The organism is Acinetobacter sp. WCHA29 (assembly GCF_002165335.1).
Lineage (GTDB): Bacteria > Pseudomonadota > Gammaproteobacteria > Pseudomonadales > Moraxellaceae > Acinetobacter.
Genome location: NZ_NHRQ01000001.1, coordinates 164,927 through 185,712, shown reverse-complemented (window position 1 = coordinate 185,712; position 20,786 = coordinate 164,927). Strand labels below are relative to the sequence as shown.

Annotated in this window: 16 protein-coding genes, 2 tRNA genes, 3 pseudogenes and 1 riboswitch; of the genes and pseudogenes, 10 read left to right on the top strand and 11 right to left on the bottom strand. The window is 40.6% G+C overall.

The window, feature by feature from the left end:
* Window positions 1-43: 43 nt before the first annotated feature.
* From CDG59_RS00905 to CDG59_RS00890, 3 genes and pseudogenes are all read left to right on the top strand, one after another.
* Window positions 44-895, top strand: coding sequence for a DUF2071 domain-containing protein (locus CDG59_RS00905; protein ID WP_087542978.1), 852 nt, complete (start codon window positions 44-46; stop codon window positions 893-895).
* Window positions 896-954: 59 nt separating this feature from the next.
* Window positions 955-1,021: riboswitch (Fluoride riboswitch) on the top strand.
* Window positions 1,022-1,152: 131 nt separating this feature from the next.
* Window positions 1,153-1,533, top strand: coding sequence for a fluoride efflux transporter CrcB (crcB, locus tag CDG59_RS00895; RefSeq protein ID WP_087542977.1), 381 nt, complete (start codon window positions 1,153-1,155; stop codon window positions 1,531-1,533).
* Window positions 1,534-1,608: 75 nt separating this feature from the next.
* A pseudogene (locus tag CDG59_RS00890) lies at window positions 1,609-1,875 on the top strand (DUF190 domain-containing protein).
* A 100-nt stretch (window positions 1,876-1,975) separates the two neighbouring features.
* Here the strand turns inward: CDG59_RS00890 and CDG59_RS00885 are convergent.
* The 4 genes from CDG59_RS00885 to CDG59_RS00870 form a co-directional block, all read right to left on the bottom strand.
* Complete coding sequence (locus tag CDG59_RS00885; RefSeq protein ID WP_005218504.1) at window positions 1,976-2,230, bottom strand: type B 50S ribosomal protein L31; 255 nt, start codon at window positions 2,228-2,230, stop codon at window positions 1,976-1,978.
* Between the two features lie 137 nt (window positions 2,231-2,367).
* Complete coding sequence (locus CDG59_RS00880) at window positions 2,368-3,663, bottom strand: ABC1 kinase family protein (RefSeq protein ID WP_087542975.1); 1,296 nt, start codon at window positions 3,661-3,663, stop codon at window positions 2,368-2,370.
* A 287-nt stretch (window positions 3,664-3,950) separates the two neighbouring features.
* Window positions 3,951-5,312 carry an MATE family efflux transporter gene (locus tag CDG59_RS00875; RefSeq protein ID WP_087542974.1) on the bottom strand — a complete coding sequence of 454 codons (1,362 nt, stop codon included), beginning with the start codon at window positions 5,310-5,312 and terminating at the stop codon, window positions 3,951-3,953.
* A gap of 29 nt (window positions 5,313-5,341) precedes the next feature.
* Window positions 5,342-5,803 (bottom strand): DMT family transporter, encoded by a 462-nt coding sequence (locus CDG59_RS00870; protein WP_087542973.1) that lies wholly within the window; start codon window positions 5,801-5,803, stop codon window positions 5,342-5,344.
* 116 nt (window positions 5,804-5,919) lie between these two features.
* On the opposite strand from CDG59_RS00870, the gene hemW reads away from it, so the two are divergent.
* On the top strand, window positions 5,920-7,074 hold the full coding sequence (gene hemW, locus CDG59_RS00865) for a radical SAM family heme chaperone HemW (RefSeq protein ID WP_087542971.1): 1,155 nt from the start codon (window positions 5,920-5,922) through the stop codon (window positions 7,072-7,074).
* 124 nt (window positions 7,075-7,198) lie between these two features.
* Here hemW and CDG59_RS00860 read toward each other — a convergent pair.
* From CDG59_RS00860 to CDG59_RS00845, 4 genes are all read right to left on the bottom strand, one after another.
* Window positions 7,199-7,274, bottom strand: a tRNA-Lys gene (locus CDG59_RS00860).
* A 21-nt stretch (window positions 7,275-7,295) separates the two neighbouring features.
* Window positions 7,296-7,371: transfer RNA gene (locus tag CDG59_RS00855), tRNA-Lys, on the bottom strand.
* A 120-nt stretch (window positions 7,372-7,491) separates the two neighbouring features.
* Window positions 7,492-9,333: a long-chain-acyl-CoA synthetase gene (locus tag CDG59_RS00850; RefSeq protein ID WP_005162736.1), complete on the bottom strand. Its 1,842-nt coding sequence runs from the start codon at window positions 9,331-9,333 to the stop codon at window positions 7,492-7,494.
* A 189-nt stretch (window positions 9,334-9,522) separates the two neighbouring features.
* Window positions 9,523-12,891, bottom strand: a complete 3,369-nt coding sequence (locus tag CDG59_RS00845) for an Rne/Rng family ribonuclease (RefSeq protein WP_171294956.1) — start codon at window positions 12,889-12,891, stop codon at window positions 9,523-9,525.
* Between the two features lie 380 nt (window positions 12,892-13,271).
* On the opposite strand from CDG59_RS00845, the gene CDG59_RS00840 reads away from it, so the two are divergent.
* From CDG59_RS00840 to CDG59_RS00820, 5 genes and pseudogenes are all read left to right on the top strand, one after another.
* Complete coding sequence (locus CDG59_RS00840) at window positions 13,272-13,619, top strand: hypothetical protein (protein ID WP_004659153.1); 348 nt, start codon at window positions 13,272-13,274, stop codon at window positions 13,617-13,619.
* A gap of 62 nt (window positions 13,620-13,681) precedes the next feature.
* Entirely contained in the window at window positions 13,682-14,614 is a 933-nt protein-coding gene (locus CDG59_RS00835; RefSeq protein ID WP_087536311.1) for an RluA family pseudouridine synthase, read from the top strand.
* Complete coding sequence (locus tag CDG59_RS00830; protein WP_005162725.1) at window positions 14,611-15,285, top strand: HAD-IA family hydrolase; 675 nt, start codon at window positions 14,611-14,613, stop codon at window positions 15,283-15,285. Before CDG59_RS00835 ends, CDG59_RS00830 begins: the two co-directional genes overlap by 4 nt.
* Window positions 15,286-15,362: 77 nt before the next feature.
* Window positions 15,363-15,798 (top strand): annotated as a pseudogene (locus tag CDG59_RS00825) (helix-turn-helix transcriptional regulator).
* A 52-nt stretch (window positions 15,799-15,850) separates the two neighbouring features.
* Window positions 15,851-16,167, top strand: a pseudogene (locus tag CDG59_RS00820) (hypothetical protein); the annotation flags it as partial.
* Window positions 16,168-16,277: 110 nt separating this feature from the next.
* Here CDG59_RS00820 and CDG59_RS00815 read toward each other — a convergent pair.
* Window positions 16,278-17,186: a LysR substrate-binding domain-containing protein gene (locus CDG59_RS00815; RefSeq protein WP_087536313.1), complete on the bottom strand. Its 909-nt coding sequence runs from the start codon at window positions 17,184-17,186 to the stop codon at window positions 16,278-16,280.
* A 384-nt stretch (window positions 17,187-17,570) separates the two neighbouring features.
* Between CDG59_RS00815 and CDG59_RS00810 the strand changes: the two genes are divergently transcribed.
* Window positions 17,571-18,623 (top strand): MBL fold metallo-hydrolase, encoded by a 1,053-nt coding sequence (locus CDG59_RS00810; RefSeq protein ID WP_087542968.1) that lies wholly within the window; start codon window positions 17,571-17,573, stop codon window positions 18,621-18,623.
* On the opposite strand, the gene CDG59_RS00805 is transcribed toward CDG59_RS00810, so the two are convergent.
* A complete protein-coding gene (locus CDG59_RS00805) occupies window positions 18,610-19,017 on the bottom strand; it encodes a DoxX-like family protein (protein WP_087542967.1) in 408 nt (135 codons plus the stop codon). The genes CDG59_RS00810 and CDG59_RS00805 overlap by 14 nt on opposite strands.
* Window positions 19,018-19,223: 206 nt before the next feature.
* The gene (locus tag CDG59_RS00800; protein ID WP_087542965.1) at window positions 19,224-20,744 is read right to left on the bottom strand and encodes a catalase; all 1,521 of its coding nucleotides are present in this window, start codon (window positions 20,742-20,744) and stop codon (window positions 19,224-19,226) included.
* Between the last annotated feature and the right edge of the window lie 42 nt (window positions 20,745-20,786).

The following is a 20,786-nucleotide window of genomic DNA, read 5'->3' as shown; positions in this document are numbered from 1 at the left end:
TGGCAGTTTATGCTCAAAGCGAGCATCAATCTTTTGAATAATAATGAATAGACACCGTTTAAGGTGGTCCTCACCATGGTCTACATTGCGATTTTTCGCGCCGATATTAAGCTGTCGTTTTGTCTTGCAACTCCGTCGTATGGTAATGCGCATACTTCCTTTTATGCGTTTACAAAGTCAGGTGAGCAATGTGGTTTATTTGTCTTGGTTGGTGGATGTTGAGCAACTTCGCCAGCGTTATCCAGATCCTATTATTTTATGGGAAAAGCAGGGCAAAACCATCTTTACTATTTTAACTTATCAGCACCAGCATTTTGGCTTTACTTTCCTTGGAAAACTACGCCAGCTAATGCCTTCACCTCGGCAGAGTAATTGGCGCTTTTATTTAGATGAATCAAAGCCCAAGACTGTAATCTTTGAACAAGTGATCGTTGATCAAGCTCTGTATGTGATCGGTGGTCGCCTCGCCAGTGATGTGATGCCTGCGCAATATGCGCCAAATTTTCAGCATCAACGAGATGGAAACGCGATTCATACTCGTATTCGCATGGATGAAGATTATTCTTTTAGCAGTGATATACACATCAGCATGCAGAAACGTTTACCTGAGGCTTGGCAAAGCTTATTTTCCTCATGGGAGGAGGCCGTTCAATTTTTGGTGGATCAAGATCATGCGTGGGCTGAATGGACTGACCAACCGACTCGGATGTCGCAAGGGGATATCAACATGCCTGTGCAATTTCAACAAATTCAGGCTGCTGAGATTGATAAATTACAGGCTCCTCAATTGTTGCAACAATTGGGTTTAGATGATGATACCGCAGCTTTTACTTTTGTGGTTCCTAAACTGGATTTTTATGTGGTGGGAGAAAAAATATTGCCAAAATCTCAATAAATTGTGGATAACTTTGTGTTTATACACAGCAGTTGAGTTGTCTAAAAATTATGTTATTTTAGAACAAAGGAGATGGCATTCCTCCTATTGCAAACCGCCGTTTTGGCTAATGATGCCTACGTTACCCTGAACAGGGGCGTAGGTTTGTGCGTGCTCTGTTCCCATTTTGGAGTTCGCAAATGAAAAATCTTCAGAAAATTAGCTATAAATTCATGCTGAATATCATTTTAGCTCCAGCGCAGTGTGTGGAGTAAATCATGTACTATCCTTTACTCTCAATCGCACTTGGCTCGGTATTAGGTGCATGGTTACGTTGGTTTTTGGGTTTAAAGCTGAATCCTATTTTCCCCAATATTCCTTTAGGAACGGTCACCGTCAACTTTGTTGGTGGCTTTATTATTGGTTTTGCAATTTCCTATTTTTCTCAAAGCTCTCTCAGCCCCAATTACAAACTATTCGTGATCACGGGCTTTTGTGGTGCATTGACCACGTTCTCAACATTTTCGGCTGAGATTATTACCTTATTACAAAGTGGTAAATTGGGTTATGCCTGTGCTGCGATTTTGATTCATGTGCTTGGATCATTGCTGTTTACCCTCTTAGGTATGAGCCTGCATCAATTGCTTAGTGCCACATAGCCAAGAAGTGATGAAATGAATGGATTTTTAATTACTTTTTATACGACACAAAACCATAATGTTTAGGGAAAACCGATTAGCGAATGATTGTTGGTAGTCGCAAGTCAAATGAATTTGCGTGGGGAGACAGTATGAGCGGGTTTGGAAGGTGTTGATCATCAGGGTTTATTTCATTCTGCTCGTTTCTTTGGATTCGCGGATCGACCTATACAAATTCAATTTGCAGTAAGCTCTGAACAAGCAGTCGAATTATTGAGTTATCTGAATCGTAAAGAGATTTCTTTATTCTATGTGAAAACACCGATTGAGTTTGGCGTGGTGGGTAAATCAACTCATAGCTAGGATGTATAGAATCTAGACATAAAAAAAGAAGTCTAAGCGGAGGAGATATAACCTTAGACTTCCAATATTAATAGCTTAATGAATGAAACTTAAAGCAAGATTAACCTTTGCGATTAAAACGTGCAAAGCGTTTGTTAAAGCTGGCAACACGACCTTCATTACTTGCTTGGCGTACTTCACCTGTATAAAACGGATGCGATGCACTTGAAATATCTAGGGTAACGTATGGATAGACTTTGCCTTGATATTCTTTGCTTTGTTTGGTCTGGAGTGTGCTACCAATTAAAAAGTAGGCATCAGCATTGGTATCATGAAACAAGACTTGTTGATAAGCAGGATGAATATCTTTACGCATTTTAAATGACTCCTAATTTTATGATATGTTATAACATAATAGTATATAGAGTCAATTCTAATGCTTTCAAGTGAGTGATCTATAACTTGTAGGTAAAATATTTCACCCCCTTTATTCAAAAATAAAGGGGCAGTTTTTTAGTAATTTGGAACAAGCTCTTCAAATAAATCATTTAAGTTGTCGTGAACTTTAAGGTGAATCAAGTTCCAATAATGTCCTGAAATCGTACGATTGACCATGAGCGTATCTGGAGAAGGTTTAAATACATCCCAATATTTCAGCGATTTTTTAACAAGTCGCATTCCATCGTGATGCGATGAATTTTCGGCAAAGTCATAATGTGTACTTAACGGGCGTAAAAGGATTTCGATCCATTGTGTATACAGTTCGGTTGGAAATTTCTGCTTTTCAGCAATTGAATGCAGTTCAACCAATAAATCTTCAACCTGAGCAATATCTTCTTGGCGAGCTGCATTGACCAATGCTTTAAAGTGTTGAATGATTTCAGGGGATAGCGTTTTGACGCTACCATAATCATAAATAATCACACTGCCATCTTCACGGAAAGCGAAGTTGCCCGGATGTGGATCACAGTGAAAACGCTTCAAGAAAAAGATTTCTTGTCCTAAAGCGCGAATCAAACGACGACCAATTTTATTGCGGGTTTCAACTGACCATGTACTTGCGGTTTCAATGGAATCACCTTGTTCAAGGCTCAGTGTTAGTACGCGGCGAGACGAATAATCTTTATAGACGGTTGGTATGATGATTTGATTATCCAACTTCTCATGAAAAATTTTAAAAACCTCGAGGTTTTGTGCTTCGATTTCGTAGTTCAATTCAGCAGAAAGGCTGTCCTGAATTTCTTGAAATAGTTGATCTTGTAGCTTCTTATCAATCTTAAGTACGCCCATTAAGCGTAATGCGAGGCGGACTTGCTTTAAGTCACTTTCACAGGCTTGGTCAACCCCTGGATATTGTACTTTCACCACAACTGCTTGCCCATTTGGAAGTACCGCACGATGTACCTGACCAATCGAGGCTGCCGCGAAAGGCTCTGGCTCAAATGAGGTAAAAATCTTATTCAGTGGTTTGCCCAACTCTTTTTCAATCTGCTGCTTGATTTCAGCAAAAGGCATGGCTGGGGCTTGGCGTTGTAATTTAGCAATTGCTTTCGCCACTTCGGGTGGAAAAATGTCTTTATACTGTGAGGCAATTTGCCCGACTTTCATCACAGCACCTTTCATTTCACCCAATGTATCGGCAATCTGTAAGCCAATATCTTGAAATAGTTGGCTGCGTGCTGCGTTTTTTTGTTCTTCATCTGCGGCGAGATTACGAATGGAGTTAGCAACGCTTTTGCTGGCAATACTTGCGGTCATACCAGCCAGTTTTAAAAAACGTCTACTGGGAGAGCTTGCATGTTTTGCCATATTCGCTTGACCTCATTCGATTCAGTTTTAGAGTGATGCTTTGATCATAGGTGACAAAACTTAAATTGCCTATAAAAAAATGTTAAGGGATGTAAGTAGATATTGAGAATGGATTAGATCTTACAGGATGTATTGGACATCTATTGGTTGGAATCTTTAGATGTAATCTAGCCCGATCTTTTAAGATTTAGCCAAAGTTTTTATTAGATTGATCGCACATTTTGATCAAATTGAAAGATGACATCCTTGTCATCTTTCAATTATAAAATTAAACCAGCATTAAGTTCTTAGGAGTTGAGATTAATGTGTTGCGCTAAACGTTTATTGTTTAAATATAAACGACCAATTAAGAATACACAGGCAATGCTTAAACCGATAATCAATCCTAACCAAACACCTGCTACTCCCCAAATTGTATAACGTGCCAAATATAAACCGATTGGGAAAGCAATGACCCAGTATGCCATTAAGGTAATCCACATTGGTGCTTGCGTGTCTTGCATGCCTCGTAGGCAGCCTGCAGCGCTTACTTGCCATGCATCCATTAGTTGATACGCCATTGCGAACCACAACAGATACATCGCGACAGGAATAACATGAATATCATTGGTATAGATTGCCACGATATAGGGGCGCGCTACGGCAATCAGTGTCATGGTCAAAGCAGCAAAAACGGTTGCGCTAATCAAGCCTACTTTTTGAACTTGGCGCATCGCATACCAATTTTTCTCTCCATAATAAGTGCCCACACGAATCGTGAGTGCAATGGCAAGAGATAATGGGATCATAAACAATTGTGAAGTCACAGAAATTGCAATCTGATGCGCCGCAATTGCATTTTCACCGAGTGGGCTCAGGACAATCGCGCCTGTGCTGAAAATACTCACCTCAAAAAATACAGCTAGACCAATCGGCAGCCCCAGTTTTAAGATGCGTTTTACCCATACAGGATCAATTTTTTCCCATTTTGTGAAAATGGGCGCTTGTCTATAAGCCTTAGCTTTTGAAATGTAAATCGCCAGTGTAATAAACATCAGCCACTGTAATATTGCCGTTGCAAAGCCACAACCCGCACTCCCTAAAGCAGGGATAGGTCCCAAACCGTACATAAAAATAAAGTTCAGTGGAATCAGGACCAACAATGCAATTAAGCTAATCGCAGTGACAGGTCGTGGATGTCCTAAGGCTTCAGAATAACTACGTAATGCTGCGTACATCATCACCGCAGGCATACCAAAGCCAATCGCATGTAAAAACAGGCTTGCTTTGGGTAATAAACTTTCAGGTACTCCAAAGAGGGGTAAAAACATCGGCATACATTGCAAAATCAACATAGCAACGATGCCGAGGATGACCGCAACCCATAAGGATTGACGTGCAATAGTCGGAATTTTCTCTGGTGTTCTTGCACCGCGCGCTTCAGCGACTAAAGGTGTTGTTGCGATCATGATTCCTGCAAATAACAACATAATTGGAATCCATAGACCAACACCGACAGCAATTGCTGCCAAATCAGCAGCAGAAAGATGACCTGCCATGATGGTATCAATAAGACCAAGCCCAGCCTGAGCAAATTGGGTGATCAAGATCGGAAACATTAAATGAAATAATTGCTTAAGTTCAAACCGCTTGGTTGTCGCGTCAGACACAAAAAATACTCTTATTGATTGAGGGAGAATTAGCGTTGTAGAGTGAATATAACACCAATAAAAATGACAATACTGCCGACAAGACGTTGCCAATTGACAGGTGTTTTTTCTGTACCTAACCAGCCGAAATGGTCAAGTAACATTGAAATGGCCAATTGGCCGAAAATAACTAAGCCTGAAAAAGTTAAAAAACCGAGTTTGGGTGCAGTATAAATGCTCATGCTGATGGCATAAACCCCAAGACATCCACCGACCCATAGAAACCATGGAATTTGCGACAGTTCTCCAAGACTGGGTTTTGCTGTGCTTTGAAAATAAACCATACATGCAAGCACAATTGTTCCTACCAAAAAAGAGAGTAAGGCAGCTTGAAGAGGTGAGTGTAAATATTCTCTGAGTTGTGAATTAATTGCAGTTTGAAATGCCATTGCAATACCTACACCTAATGCAAGGGGAAGAATAAATAGCAGTTGGCTGGTAATTTTGATCATTTTATCAATCTAATTGTTCTTCGTTGTTTCAGTCTAACCGAATAGTGAAGTGATGATAATAAGCGGATTGATAGAGTCATGTTAAAATAAAAGGGTTCTGTTGTTGAGCTTCCATTTTGAGTCATTTAAATCCAGCAAATATTCCACTTTCACTTTATATCCATATGCCTTGGTGTGTGCGTAAGTGCCCTTATTGTGACTTCAATTCACATGCTGTTCCTGATGGGGAATTGTCTGTGGATTTAGAGCAACAATATCTTGAGGCACTGGTGGCTGACTTTGAGACTCAAATTGAAATGGCGCAAGGTCGGTCAATTCATAGCGTATTTATTGGTGGTGGAACGCCGTCTTTAATTTCAGCACAAGGCTATCAGTGGTTATTTGATCAGTTAAAAGCGCGATTAGACTTTGAAGTAGATTGTGAAATCACATTGGAAGCTAATCCTGGCACAGTGGAACATGATCCATTTGCGGATTATCTTGCCGTTGGCATCAATCGTTTATCATTAGGTGTACAAAGTTTTGATCCTGAGCATTTACAGCGACTGGGTCGTATTCATACAGCGAATAATGCTTTAGATGCAATCCAACAAGCGCGTCAAGCTGGCTTTGAACGCGTTAATGTTGATCTCATGCATGGTTTACCACAACAAACGCAAGAACAGGCTTTAAATGACCTTAGATTAGCTGTAGAACAGGGTGCAACACATATTAGTTGGTATCAACTGACCATTGAGCCAAATACGGTGTTCTTTAGAACCCAGCCTGTATTGCCACAAGATGAAGTTTTAGAACATATCCAAGAATTGGGTGAGGCTTATTTAAAAGCGAATGGTTTTATCAATTACGAAGTCTCAGCATGGCGTAAAGAAAAAACCTCAGCACATAATTTGAATTATTGGAAATTTGGTGATTATTTAGCGATCGGTGCAGGTGCTCATGGCAAAGTGACTCGCCCAGAGGGTATTTATCGTTTTCAAAAGACGCGGCTGCCAAAAGATTATTTGGCTAAAGTACCTGCTGAACATGTGCAAATGAAACGTATCGAAGCAGATGAATTGCCATTTGAATTTATGATGAATGCTTTGCGTTTAAATGATGGGGTAGATGCGAAATTTTATACTCAACGCACAGGGCTTGATTTGCAAGATATCAATGAGACGCTGAATCAACTCCGTGACAAAAAACTTTTGGTCGCTGATGTGAATCGAATTGCTTGCACAGAGCAGGGGCATATCTTTTTAAATTCGGTATTGGAAAGTTTTTTATAATTTAGGTGCAAGATTACTTTGAGCAAGGATGCTTAAAGTAATCTAATGGTTGCTGTCATCTTTTAGAAAGATAGTTCGCATAAAATAAAAAACCTCATCATAAATGATGAGGTTTTTTAGAATCTGGTGGGTCGTCCGCGACTCGAACGCGGGACCAACGGATTAAAAGTCCGCTGCTCTACCAACTGAGCTAACGACCCATAGGGGTTCAAAACATTAAATGGTGGGTCGTCCGCGACTCGAACGCGGGACCAACGGATTAAAAGTCCGCTGCTCTACCAACTGAGCTAACGACCCATCTCGTTTTGATGTTGCGTATTCTAGCAACTTATTCAGCTAACACAAGAGGAAATTTAAAAACATCTGCATGATTGTTTATAAAAAGCACGATTTCCTCTTGTTTAGCTAAAAAATAAACTAGAAACGGTACTGATAGCTTTGAATGTTATCAAAGATTTCAGTATTTACATCACTATAGCTGTTTGTACCTGGCAATAAAACCAATAAACGTTCAGATGTTTTGCTCGGATTAAATGAGTCTTCTTTCAGTTTATTTTTTTGATACTTAAATGTTCCAGTGGTTTCTACTTTGGCTTGAATGCGTAAAAATACTGGAATTGCATATGATGGTAAGCATTTTTTAAATACATTTACCATAGCGCTTAGATCAGTTTCGTTAAGCTCTGCACCATCAACCAAAGTAATTGCTGCCATACCTGCACGACCATTGGTATTTGGAATCTCTACCCCATATACCACAGCTTCTGCAATCTTATCGTATTCGCACACCATGTTTTCAACTTCGGTGGTGGATACGTTTTCACCTTTCCATCGGAAAGTGTCGCCTAAACGGTCCACAAACTGTGCGTGGCGGAAACCGATGTCACGAACCAGATCACCCGTATTGAAGTATGAATCACCCTTGTTAAACACATCTTTTAAAATCACAGATTTGTTCTTTTCTGGATCGGTGTAGCCATCAAATGGTGAACGGCTAGTGATCTTACCAATCAGTAAGCCAACCTCACCTGTTTTGACTTTCTTGCAGTGGCCTTTCTTATCGCGAACTAATTCATTCTTTTCTTTATTAAATTCAACGATCGCGTATGGTGTTGGAGAGAAGCCAACTGTATTGTCAAAGTTAAAGATATTACTAAAACCAACATTGCCTTCACTTGATGCATAAAGTTCAAGTACTTCTTGCACGCCAAAGCGTTCTTTGAACTTACCCCAAATGTTTGGACGCATACCGTTACCAATCATTTTGGTAACACGATGGGCACGATCCTGTTCAGTTGCAGGCGCATCGATGAGGTAACGACACAGTTCACCGACATAACCAATTGCAGAGGCATTGAATTTCTGTACATCTTTCCAGAATGCGCTAGTTGAATACTTTCGGCGTACGGCAAGGGTTGCACTGCCTGCAATCACACCACACCAGCACACCACAACTCCCGTTGCATGGTAAAGCGGGAGGGTCACGTACATCACATCATCTTTACCGAGGTTAAGGATATGTCCATAGGTACCGTAAGCTAGAGTCCAACGGCTATGTGTGAAAATAACAGCTTTTGGTAGGCCCGTTGTACCAGAGGTATAGATGTAGAACAAACCATCTTTACCTGTCACGGTGCGGGTAGTCGATGGATTGAATTTTGGAAATTGGTCAATTTGTTGCGCAAGGTTCACATAACCTTGTGGTGCAATCCCTGCATTTTTTCGTGTTTCTAGATCAGCAAACCAGTGGAAACGATCTTGAGCAACTTTTAATTCTGTGCGAGCTTCATCAATCGCAGCACGGACTTCTTCACCTGCAATCACTGCAATTGGATTAACCAAATTAATGCTATGAGCGAGGATTTTACCGACTTGTGATGTGTTTACGAGTGCGATCGTGACACCAATTTTAGCTAAAGCAACAATCGTAGCAATCAGTTCAGGACGGTTTTCAACCATCACTGCAATGACATCACCCTTTTTAGCACCAAGCGATAAATAGTAATGCGCAATTTGGTTGGCCCATTCATTTAGTGCTTGGTAGCTGTAACTTTGATCTTCAAATAACAGTGCGATGCCTTGAGGGTTACGCTTGACTGCTTTTTCAAAGGCAATGCCTAAACCAGCAGGTGAAGTTGGCGTTCGTATATATGCTTGTTTAAGTCCATTGAGGATATGAGGTACTTTGGTGATGAAGTTTGGAAGTCGAGTAGCAACATCACTAAGGGTAATAATATCGGTCTGCGTAGTTTGGCTCATATCAATCCTATTTATTTTTCGACCAGTCCAAAAATGGCTATCTGTTAGAACAAAACCATTAACATCATTGTTGTTGATGCTGTTTTTACTGGTAATTTCCTAGAGCAATCAACCTAATCTGACAAAATAACAAAAAAGCCTAGTCATCGAAATGACTAGGCTTTGCCTTATTGAGTGCAATTTAGCAAATTATTCATTGCTAGTTGTGCTCTTTTTAGGTGGTCTTCCACGAGGGCGACGAGGGCGGCTAGATTTTTCCTTTTCTGCCTTCTCTGCTTCATCCTCTAGTTCTGCTTCAGTTGGCTCAGCTTTTTCAATAGCTTGAACAGTTTCAGTCGTTTCAGACACCGTTGCAGCTACGATTTCAACTTCAGCTGTTTCAGTCGATGTTACTGGCTCGGAAGCTTCAACTGGTGCGGCTTCTGCTGGCGCAACATCAGCACTGTCTAGTTCTAGTGGTTGTTGCGCTGGAGTGGTGGCTACTGTTTCATCTGCAACAATATTAACGACTGTTTCTGGCGCTTCTTCTTTCGATTCAGTGCTTTCAATAGGTGCAGCAGTCGTATTTGCAGCGATATGAGCTTCCTTAGCTTGTTCAGCGGCAAGTTTAGCCAAGCGACGACGTTCGCGTGGATCATTTGCAACACGAGTAGCAGGTGCTTCAGGTGGAGTTAGTGCCAATACAGGTGCAGGTTCAACTTCTTCAGTTTGCTTTTGAGTTGGAAGTTCAGCATCACGGGTTACGGGACGTTTTTCTTCAGCAACAGTTTCAAGCACTAAAGTATTTGCATATTGCTCAGCAAACTTTTGTAATGCACGATTAAATGTTGTCACCAAGCCGAATTGCTCAATCAAAATAGTACAATCTTCACCATATACATGACGAATCAGGCTACTCATCGTGTATTGAGCTAATGTTGGAATTTGTGACGGTACAACTTTAGGCACAACGGCTTTAGGCGATGATTGTGAATCACGATGACGACGACGTGAACGTGGATCATTGCTAGCACGTTTTACAGGTGCTGGAGCAGCTTCAGTTGATGTCACTTCTTCAACTTCTGTAGCCACTTGTTCTGTTTGAACAGGTTCAAGGACTTCAGTTTGCTCTACAGCAACAGGTGCTGTTTGAGTTTTTGTAACTGGCTTAGCCTGTTGTTGATTTAATGCAACAATTTCACTTTGACCTTGATCAATATTTACGATCAATGCTGTGTTGATTGGTTCTGCGCGAGGTGCATCAATCACATCAACTTTAATTTGTTGAGGACTCGCTACAGTTTCAGGTGTAGCGGCAGCAGTTTCATTTAAAACACTTTGGTCACGATGACGGTTTGGTCGATTTGGACGCTGTTGGTTATTGCGATCACGACGTGGCAACGCGCTTGTATCATTACCATGTCCAGCATCTTGATGCTGCTGTTGGTTTTGATGTTCTTGTGGTTGCTGACGTTTTTGCTGACGCTTTAACTCACGTTGTTCTTGACGTGATGGTTGCTCTTGACGAGAAGAAACTTGAACATTTTCTTCCTGCACTTGATTTTGTTGTTCATGTGCATGTGAATGATGTTCACGTTGTTCTTTATGTTTACGTTTCTTCGGATTTTGCGATTGATTTGGGCGATGAGCTTTTTCATCTTTCTCAAATGTTTCGCGTGCTTCTTGTTTCACGGGTGATTGTGAAATATAAGCATTATTGACGGTTGGTGCAGCAGTCTCAGTGATAGCAGCAGGTGTATTCATTTGACCAAACTGACCACGGCTGACTGCACCGTTATTAATCATTTGTTCAATTGCTGCGGCAGCATTTTGTGCAGAACGTGATTGATCAATCGTTTGTGCTTGCTTTTGAACGAATAAGTTCTCTAACCATGCGCAAGGGCTTGCTGATTTTTGTGCAACAGCTTGTTGTGCTTGCTTAGGTTGAGCAGCTTGTTGTTGAGTGGCTTTCTTTTGCTGTGCGGCTGCATTATTTTGTGCAGGTGCTGCATGGTGATGCTCTGCTTCTTCTAAATGCCATTCAGAAGACTCATAACCGAGTTGTTTTTCACTGTCACGGGTCGCTTCAGTACGTTCATAGCTTGAAGGCGCAAAGCCTGCTGGATTGTACTGAATTTCATAGTGTGGCGTTTCTAAATGTGGATGCGGCAAAATGGTGACACGCACATTGGAAGTTTGCTCCAGATATACAAGGCTGTGACGCTTTTCATTTAATAAGAATGCTGCGATTTCAACTGGAACTTCAACTTGAACTTCACCTTGACGCTCGCGTAAAGCAATTTCTTCGACCTTGCGCATAATCGAAAGTGACAATGAACGTAAGTCACGTACCATACCCGTGCCATGACAGCGTGGGCAAACGTAGCCAGTCGCTTCTTCTAAAGAAGGGCGTAAACGTTGACGGCTCATTTCCATGAGTCCAAAACGTGACAGTTGACCGAACTGGATACGTGCGCGGTCACTTTGCGTTGCTTCACGTAATTTCGCTTCAACCATACGTTGGTTACGGTCTTTGGTCATGTCAATAAAATCGATTACGACTAAACCGCCAATATCACGCAAACGAAGTTGACGTGCGATTTCTTCAGCTGCTTCCAAGTTGGTGTTTAAAGCAGTTTCTTCAACATCATGACCACGCGTTGATTTCGCCGAGTTAATATCGATTGAAACTAAAGCTTCAGTTTGGTCAATGACGATTGAACCACCAGACGGAAGTTTAACTTCACGTTCATAAGCGGTTTGAATTTGGCTTTCGATACCGAAGTGAGCAAATAGAGGCTCATTCAAGGTATAAGTTTTTAACTTATCAAGTTGGCGTGGCATGACTGCTTTTACGAAGTTATAGGCTTCGTTATAAGCTTGTTCACTATCAATCAGGATTTCTGCAACATCATCACGTAAGTAATCACGGATCGCACGTGTCACTACACCTGCTTCTTGGTGAACTAACATTGGTGATGGACCAGAACCTGCTGAACCTTGGATTTGAGCCCAAAGGTCAAGTAAATGTTGCAAATCAAGTTGCAATTCTTCTTGTGTACGACCAATACCCGCAGTACGAACAATGACGCTCATGCCACGAGGTACATTTAAAGAAGATAGAATTTCTTTGAGTTCTTCGCGCACAGAACCTGAAATCTGACGGCTAATACCGCCACCTTTCGGGTTGTTTGGCATAAGTACTAAATAACGGCCTGCAAGAGAAATAAAAGTAGAAAGCGCAGCACCTTTGTTACCGCGCTCTTCTTTTTCGACTTGAACCAATAATTCTGTGCCTTCAGTGATGAGTTCACGAATATTTGAAGTTTGACGAGGATCCGCTTTGAAATACGAGTTTGCAATTTCTCGCATAGATAAAAAGCCTTGACGCTGTGCGCCGTACTCAACGAAAACTGCTTCTAAAGAAGGTTCAACGCGAGTGACATGACCTTTATAAATATTTGATTTTTTTTGTTCACGAGTACGATTTTCTAAATCGAAATCGTAAAGACGATTACCAGTAATCAGTGCAACGCGAACTTCTTCGGCGTGGGTTGCATTAATCAACATACGTTTCATGGGTGTGACACCTAATAGTGATGCACACAAACAATCAGCCCGATACTTTTGAGCAAACATCAAATTGGCGCGATCAAGATTCAGAAGCAGCTTTGTACATGATGCTCTGAAACCACTGACTGTAAATATTCAGTTTGTGCTTTGATACGTTTATTTCGATGTCAGCAATAGTGCCTTAATCTTCAGTCTAATGATATTTCATCCATGTTTTGCATCTGTGAAATATCGTTAGACCCAGCATAATCAAAGTTCCTAGACGCTTCACTGGCGGGTGAGCGGTGCATTGGATGGTGACTTTCACTGTCATTAAGCATTGAAGTCGATCCACCTGGAAGTCTCGTGATACGGAATGATCATCGTATCTCTGCTTAGCAGTTCCAATGCATCAACGCTTTAGCCTGAATGCGACATCAGGGAGCAAATTGTCTGATGTGGATCAGTTTACGTTTAATAACCAACAAATTTGTTGGCAACATATTTTTTCTGAACAAACTGTATGTGCTGATGCACAATTAAACGCAACAGTTTGTCATTTTGCCGATATAATAAGCCTTCGGCGTCGGCATAATTCTTTAGGACCTATCCGAGTTATTGGTGAGTATCTCGTCGATTTAAAATTTTATCTAAATAAAATTTCTGATCTGATGCTCACTTACGGTGGTATCCGTGCGCTGAATATATCAAACCTTGCGGCATCTGCCTATGGGCTAAGTTTAGGTTTCTTGTGAAATAACTTAGCTAAATGATCAATTTTTAATCATATTTAGCAAATCTTGGATTAATCGAGCGTATGAATTCTACACAACAATGGCAAAGTGTCACTTGGTTTGACGTGGATGAGCATCAAGACGGGCAGCGAATAGATAATTTTTTATTTACCCGATTAAAAGGTGTTCCGAAAAGTCGAATCTACCGTTTGATTCGTGAAGGACAAGTACGTGTAAACAAAAAAAGAATAAAAGCAGAAACACGTTTGAATATTGGCGATCAGATTCGTGTCGCACCAATTCGTTATGAACAAAAGGATGAAAGTGCGGCACCAGTGAGTGATGGCGTGGCGCAAAGCCTGCTTAGTCGTGTGGTTTACGAAGATGAAGGCTTATTAGTAGTGAATAAACCGTCTGGGATTGCTGTTCATGGCGGCAGTGGTGTGGCTTATGGTTTAATCGAAGCCTTGCGTGCCGCAACAGGTAAAAAATACTTGGAACTGATCCATCGTATTGACCGAGATACTTCAGGCTTGGTCATGATCAGTAAGAAACGTAGTACCTTAAAACTGCTTCAGGATTTACTACGCGAGCATAAAATTCAAAAAACGTATGCGGCGATTGTCAAAGGACAAGTCAGTTTGGATCAGCAATTGATTGATGCGCCCTTATTACGTTATGAACTGGCGAATGGCGAGCGTCGTGTCCGTGTGACCAAAGACGGTAAGCCGAGTAAGACTGACTGGAAAGTGGTTGAACGTTTTAAGACAGCAACTTTGGTGCATGCGTCACCGCTTTCGGGACGTACCCATCAAATCCGTGTACATGGTTTAAGTATTGGTCATCCTTTAGTTGGGGATGATAAATATGGACATAACACAGACTATAAAGGCCCTGAAGCACGTCGTTTATGCCTACATGCCATGCGTTTAGACATTCCAAACTATCCAAGCATTGAAGCGCCAATGCCAGAAGATATGCAACAAGTGATCAATGAATTGAGAAAACAGAAATGAGTCAAAATATCGAACTGGTGATTTTTGACTGGGATGGCACTTTATTCGATTCGGTTGGACAAATCGTAGCAAGTCTGCAATATGCAGCACAGCAATTTGAGCAACCTTTAACGGATGATGCCGCAAAAAGTATCATTGGCTTGGGTTTGCCCGAAGTCATGCAAATCTTATTTCCGCAGGTTCCAGATTTGCAGCAAGATATTTTGCAATGTTATGCAGATCATTATGTTGCAAATTCAAAAGGCGATGCATGGTTTAGTGGTGTGGCAGAGTTGTTGGCTGACTTAAAACAACAAGGGATCAAGCTTGCAGTTGCGACGGGTAAAAGTCGTAAAGGTTTAGATCGTGTATTAAGTCAAACCAATAGTCATCAGATTTTTGATACTACTCGTGCAGCCAGTGAAACCAAGTCTAAACCTGATCCATTGATGTTGCAGGAGATTCTTGCTGAGTTGGATGTAGCAGTTGAATGCGCCATTATGGTGGGGGATACCAGTTACGATTTAGAAATGGCAGAAAATCTGAATATGCAACGTATTGGCGTCAGCTATGGGGTGCATAGTATTGAAACTTTGCAACAATACCAGCCTTTAACGATTGCTCATAATGTGCAGGATTTACATGCTTATTTGCAAACAATCTTAGAACGTGCAGCGATTAGTGAAAGTTAAGCGATTCACATTATTTGCAAAGATAAGATGGTGAGAAAGCTGATTTTCTCATCATCAATAATAACAATAGGGATAGCATGAGTCGTGCTATTCGATTACTGAATTTATTACAATTACTTCGACAATATCGTTCTCCAGTCACCGCACAAGTCGTTTTGGCTGAGCGTTTGCAGATCAGTCAGCGTAGCGTTTAACGTATGGTTAGCTGTCAATCAAATATTGGTTGAGCAAGTCAGAGTGTCGATTCGATCTCAAGTTAAAATTTTCTTTGATTATGTTGATGAACAGCAACGCACCAGTGCGAGAACAGTTTAGCTGTTTGCGCTTGGTTATTTTAATGACAAGATTGTGCTCGCTGCTTGGTGTGAATTACGCAATGATTTTCGAAATTTTCGACTTGATCGTATGCAAAATCTAAGTTTAAGCCAAGAACTCTATCCACAATTCAAACAACAACTTTTTCAACAATGGTGGACTCAGGAAGTATGCCGTTCGACTACTGACAAAAACTGACAATGTGAACGATTAAATTTTAATAACACCAATAAACAAGGAAATATAAAAAATGGAACTTAAATTTTATACAAATACTCAGTCTCGAGGTGTGGTTGTTGATTGGTTGCTCATTGAACTGGGGTTGCCTGTGAGCGAATAGAGGCAGCATCGACCAACAAAATGTTGGGTGTAGAGATAAAATCTGATTAGAAAATGTTTGTTGGCTATGGTGATTATCAAGAAGCTTATCACGCCTTTATTCAGGGTTTAAATGAGGCTGATCCATATTTATGCGGGCAACAATTTACCACAGTAGATATGATGGTTGCAGCAATGCTATTTTGGCAGTTGAAAATTGGTCAAATACAGATTCATCCCGTAGTAGAATGATATTTAGAAAATATAAAACAGCGTGAAAGTTATCAAAAATTTGTGGCGTTTTTTAGTGAGCAAGCCTAAGTAGACAAACTCAAAGCTGGTTTAAATCGGCTTTTTTCTTAGCTTGCATAAAGTGCTAACTGTTCTAGTTCGAAAACTTGTCTAATTTCTTCCAAAAATTGTTCTGCTGCTTGGCTTGGTGAGGTGCGATGGAAACTCATAAATACATCGAGACTCGGCAGAGGGTGGTTTAATGGACGAACAGCGATTTGATCCGTCGCAAGCGCTTGCATATAAGAAGGTAAAATCGCGCAGCTCGAACCACTCTGTACTGCTTGAATACATTCAGCGATCGTGTTGGTTTCGTGGACCGATTTAAATTTAATTTGATGCTGATCTCTGTATTTCAGAATCGTTTGAGCCAATGGTTGAGAAAGTTTATGTGATAGGATGGTCAGTTCTAATCCATTCAGTTGTTCAATATTTAATGCATTAAACTCCACTAAAGGATGCTGTTTCGGCAAGATAAAAATTAACGGTTCTTTCAAAACCAATTGACTGGCAAAATATTCATTTTGAAAGTCTTGATTAATAAAAATAATGTCTAAATCACCTTTTTTTAATTCTGCGATTTGATCACTTTCTTTTAAGTTTAATGTGTTGATTTGCAGTTTAGGTGTCTTGACACGTAACCTAGGGAAAATATAGGGAAAAATTCTAATTTCAGCAGAAGGTAAAAATCCGATTCTTAGGCATTGTACTTTTGCTGCCGCAACTTGTCGCGCCATAGTAATGGCTTTGTCCGCTTGAGTTAAGGTTAAGCGTGCTTGTTCTAAAAAAACCAGACCTTCCTCAGTCAATTCAACTTTACGTTTGGTGCGATAAAATAATTGAACACCAATATCATCCTCTAAATCTTTGATTTGTTGGCTTAAAGAGGGTTGAGCTGTATGCAGTTTTACCGCAGCCTTACTGAAGCTTAATTCCTCAGCAACAGTAATAAAGTAACGTAAATGGCGTAATTCCATTAGACTGATCCAAATATGTCTTACTATTATTGTAATAGTATGAGTGTTAGAAAGTACTTCTCGATGTGTATTATATAATAGCTGTTTTTTTAAACAATATACTTTCTCTTAAAATATAAAAAATGTATTAGAGAAATAAAAAAACTATATAAGGTATATAGTGGAAAAGTTTGATATGTTCCCTAAAATTGTATTGACTCGACTGGATAAAATCAGCATAACTAACAAGCTTATGTTAGGATCAAGTTCGATTGTTTAGAGACAGTTAAACCCTCTAAAAAAATCATACAATTAGATTGATTTTAAAAGTTAGAGTAAAGGACTGCTCATTATCCCAATCCTATCGGAATTTTGTGCGATTCAATTCCAGCAAAGAAGAAGTACATGAAAGATAAGCCGACATTAACCTATCAATTGCCGACCCAATCTTGCTTGAGCCATACTTGGGGGAAACCTCCGTTTCCACATGAACCTTCTGATCATTGTGGTATTGATCGTTTTTATAATTTAGAAAAACCGCTTACACCGTTTGACCGTAAAGGTTTATTTAAATGGCTAGCGACACGAAAATCTTATACTTGGAATGTTGATCGCGCACATGAAGCTAATTTGCGTAATCAAATGCTTGAGTTACCACAAAATAGACTACACGCAGATTTAAATAATTGGCAGATTTGGTTTGTAGGACATGCAACCGTTCTCATCCAAATAGGCCCTTACAACTTCTTAACCGATCCTGTCTGGTGTGACTATGTGAGCCCAAAGCAAGGTCAAGGCCCGCAACGAGTTTGCCCAGCAGGCATCGCTTTAGAAAAGCTTCCAACGATTCATGCAGTACTACTAAGCCATAATCATTATGACCATATGGACTTGGCAACGTTGGAGTGGCTGCATCAGAAATTTAAAATGCCGATTTATACGGGTTTAGGTAATGGTTACTACTTAGCAAAACATTTACATGTGATTGAAATGGATTGGTGGCAAGAGATTCCTTTTCATGACGAAATCAAGATAGCCTATACCCCAGCACAACATGCTTCTGGACGTGGGGCACGGGATCAAAATAGAGCTTTATGGGGTGGTTTTTCGCTTCTAGCAAAGACAGGACATTGTTTCTTTGCGGGTGATACAGGTTACGCAGGGCACTTCAAACAAATACATGAGCGATATGGTGATGCACGTATTGCACTATTACCCATAGGTGCTTATGAGCCACGAAAGTTAATGCGATATGTGCATATGAATCCACAAGATGCTTTTCACGCGCATTTAGATTTGCATGCGCATCGTTCATTGGCCATTCATTTTCGAACTTTCCAACTTACTGATGAAGATCGCAATGCTCCTGAACATGAGTTACAACAAGCAATGAAATCTTCATCTAAATTAGTTAATCCATTTTATTGTATTCGTGAAGGACATTTCATTCGGGCTTAGTGTGAGTCTTTGCGTTGAGGCACCAGATTGAAATCAGCGAAAGACTCCCTAATGCAATATTCATCACGACGGGATTAAATGCTTGGTAAATTTGATTTGGGTAAATGAATAGAATCAAAATAAATAACCCAACTAAACTCAAAATGCTGAGCCAGTGCAAATATTGATGTCTTATAAACAGAAAGAGAATACCAAAAATGACCTCGCCAATCCCTGAAAGCGAGACTAAGCATGGTATATACACATCAGGAATATGTAATTGTTGCCAAACGTATTGTTCACCCTCTACCTGAAAAATTAATTTAGGAATTAAACCTTGATAAATCCAAAGAAAGGCAATAATCAGCTGACAGAATTTTAAAATCTGTGCAATTGTAAGTTCAGCATTTCTCATCTTAAAACATCATCCAATAAAAAATGCTGTTTATCACTTGCTTGAATCACATAACAATCCTCCGAACAAGATAATATTATGGCTTTGAATCAGTTGATCTAATTGTTTTGACATGATTATTTTTCTATAAGAGATTGACTAAATTGTTACCCAATTCCATCAAAAAAGCCATCCGAAGATGGCTTTTTATTTGGATGTTTTAGGGTTTAAAGAAAGCTTGGTAAGTGACGAGCAGGGTCAGTCTCACGGGCGGCTTGCGCATCAGCAACAGTCATACCAAGTGCTTTTGCAACACCTTCGCCATAAGCAGGGTGGCAAGCATAGCAGTTTCGGATATGACGATACTTGATAAAGTCCAACGCATCACCCATCGCGCGTGCTGTATTGCCAAATAAGGCATCTTGCTGTTCAGGTGTCATTAACTCGAACAAGGCACGAGGTTGACTGAAGTAGTCATTATCATCTTCACGATAATCCCAGAAGTCTGCATCGCCATTGATTTTCAATGGTGGTTCTTTGTATTGCGGCTGCTCTTGCCATTGACCGAAGCTGTTTGGCTCATAATGTGGTAAACCACCATAGTTGGCGTCGATACGGCCTTGACCATCGCGGTGATTACTGTGAACAGGGCAGCGAGCAGCATTCACTGGAATTTGTTGATAGTTCACGCCTAAACGGTAACGTTGCGCATCCGCATAGTTAAATAGGCGTGCTTGCAACATACGGTCAGGTGAAACACTAATACCTGGTACTAAGTTACTTGGTGCAAAAGCAGATTGTTCAACATCTAGGAAGAAGTTTTCAGAGTTGCGATTAAGTTCAAACTCACCGACCTCAATCAATGGATAATCACCATGCGGCCAAACTTTGGTCAGGTCGAATGGATGGTAGGGCACTTTCTCCGCATCCTGTTCTGGCATAACCTGAACAAAAAGCGTCCATTTTGGATAATCACCATTTTCAATCGCATCGAATAAATCACGTTGATGGCTTTCACGGTCTTTCCCTACAATGCTTTCGGCTTCAGCATCAGTCAGATTTTTAATGCCTTGTTGCGTTCTAAAGTGGAATTTCACCCAGAAACGTTCATTGGCTGCATTAATGAAGCTATAGGTATGACTACTAAAACCATGCATATGTCGGTAGCTAGCAGGGATACCGCGATCTGACATTACAATCGTGACTTGATGCAGGGCTTCTGGCAATAAAGTCCAGAAATCCCAATTATTGGTAGCACTGCGTAGATTGGTTTTTGGGTCGCGTTTTACTGCTTTGTTGAGATCTGGGAATTTGCGTGGATCACGTAAGAAGAATACAGGGGTATTATTACCTACCATATCCCAGTTACCTTCTTCAGTATAAAATTTTAAGGCAAAACCACGAATATCTCGTTCAGCATCCGCTGCGCCACGTTCACCTGCAACCGTGGTAAAACGAGCAAACATTTCTGTTTTTTTGCCGATTTCGCTAAAGATTTTAGCGCGAGTATATTGAGTAATATCATGGGTAACTGTAAATGTACCGAATGCACCAGAACCTTTAGCGTGCATACGACGTTCAGGAATCACTTCACGGACAAAGTTGGCAAGTTTTTCATTTAGCCATAAATCTTGGGCTAATAAAGGACCCCGAGCACCTGCTGTCATACTATTTTGATTATCCACCACGGGTGCACCAAAATCAGTGGTTAAGTGGCTATAAGGACATTTTTTATCGTCTTGGCTCATGTTCTATCTCCATCAAGATGACCTGTGAGCTGGGTCATCCGA

What these genes read in the sequence shown, in the direction of transcription:
- CDG59_RS00815 (WP_087536313.1), bottom strand. Translation starts at nt 17,186, where the DNA reads ATGGAATTACGCCATTTACGTTACTTTATTACTGTTGCTGAGGAATTA.
- CDG59_RS00805 (WP_087542967.1), bottom strand. Translation starts at nt 19,017, where the DNA reads ATGAGAAATGCTGAACTTACAATTGCACAGATTTTAAAATTCTGTCAG.
- CDG59_RS00870 (WP_087542973.1), bottom strand. Translation starts at nt 5,803, where the DNA reads ATGATCAAAATTACCAGCCAACTGCTATTTATTCTTCCCCTTGCATTA.
- CDG59_RS00845 (WP_171294956.1), bottom strand. Translation starts at nt 12,891, where the DNA reads ATGAAACGTATGTTGATTAATGCAACCCACGCCGAAGAAGTTCGCGTT.
- CDG59_RS00835 (WP_087536311.1), top strand. Translation starts at nt 13,682, where the DNA reads ATGAATTCTACACAACAATGGCAAAGTGTCACTTGGTTTGACGTGGAT.
- CDG59_RS00840 (WP_004659153.1), top strand. Translation starts at nt 13,272, where the DNA reads ATGCATCAACGCTTTAGCCTGAATGCGACATCAGGGAGCAAATTGTCT.
- CDG59_RS00810 (WP_087542968.1), top strand. Translation starts at nt 17,571, where the DNA reads ATGAAAGATAAGCCGACATTAACCTATCAATTGCCGACCCAATCTTGC.
- CDG59_RS00880 (WP_087542975.1), bottom strand. Translation starts at nt 3,663, where the DNA reads ATGGCAAAACATGCAAGCTCTCCCAGTAGACGTTTTTTAAAACTGGCT.
- crcB (WP_087542977.1), top strand. Translation starts at nt 1,153, where the DNA reads ATGTACTATCCTTTACTCTCAATCGCACTTGGCTCGGTATTAGGTGCA.
- CDG59_RS00850 (WP_005162736.1), bottom strand. Translation starts at nt 9,333, where the DNA reads ATGAGCCAAACTACGCAGACCGATATTATTACCCTTAGTGATGTTGCT.
- CDG59_RS00830 (WP_005162725.1), top strand. Translation starts at nt 14,611, where the DNA reads ATGAGTCAAAATATCGAACTGGTGATTTTTGACTGGGATGGCACTTTA.
- CDG59_RS00885 (WP_005218504.1), bottom strand. Translation starts at nt 2,230, where the DNA reads ATGCGTAAAGATATTCATCCTGCTTATCAACAAGTCTTGTTTCATGAT.
- CDG59_RS00905 (WP_087542978.1), top strand. Translation starts at nt 44, where the DNA reads ATGAATAGACACCGTTTAAGGTGGTCCTCACCATGGTCTACATTGCGA.
- CDG59_RS00800 (WP_087542965.1), bottom strand. Translation starts at nt 20,744, where the DNA reads ATGAGCCAAGACGATAAAAAATGTCCTTATAGCCACTTAACCACTGAT.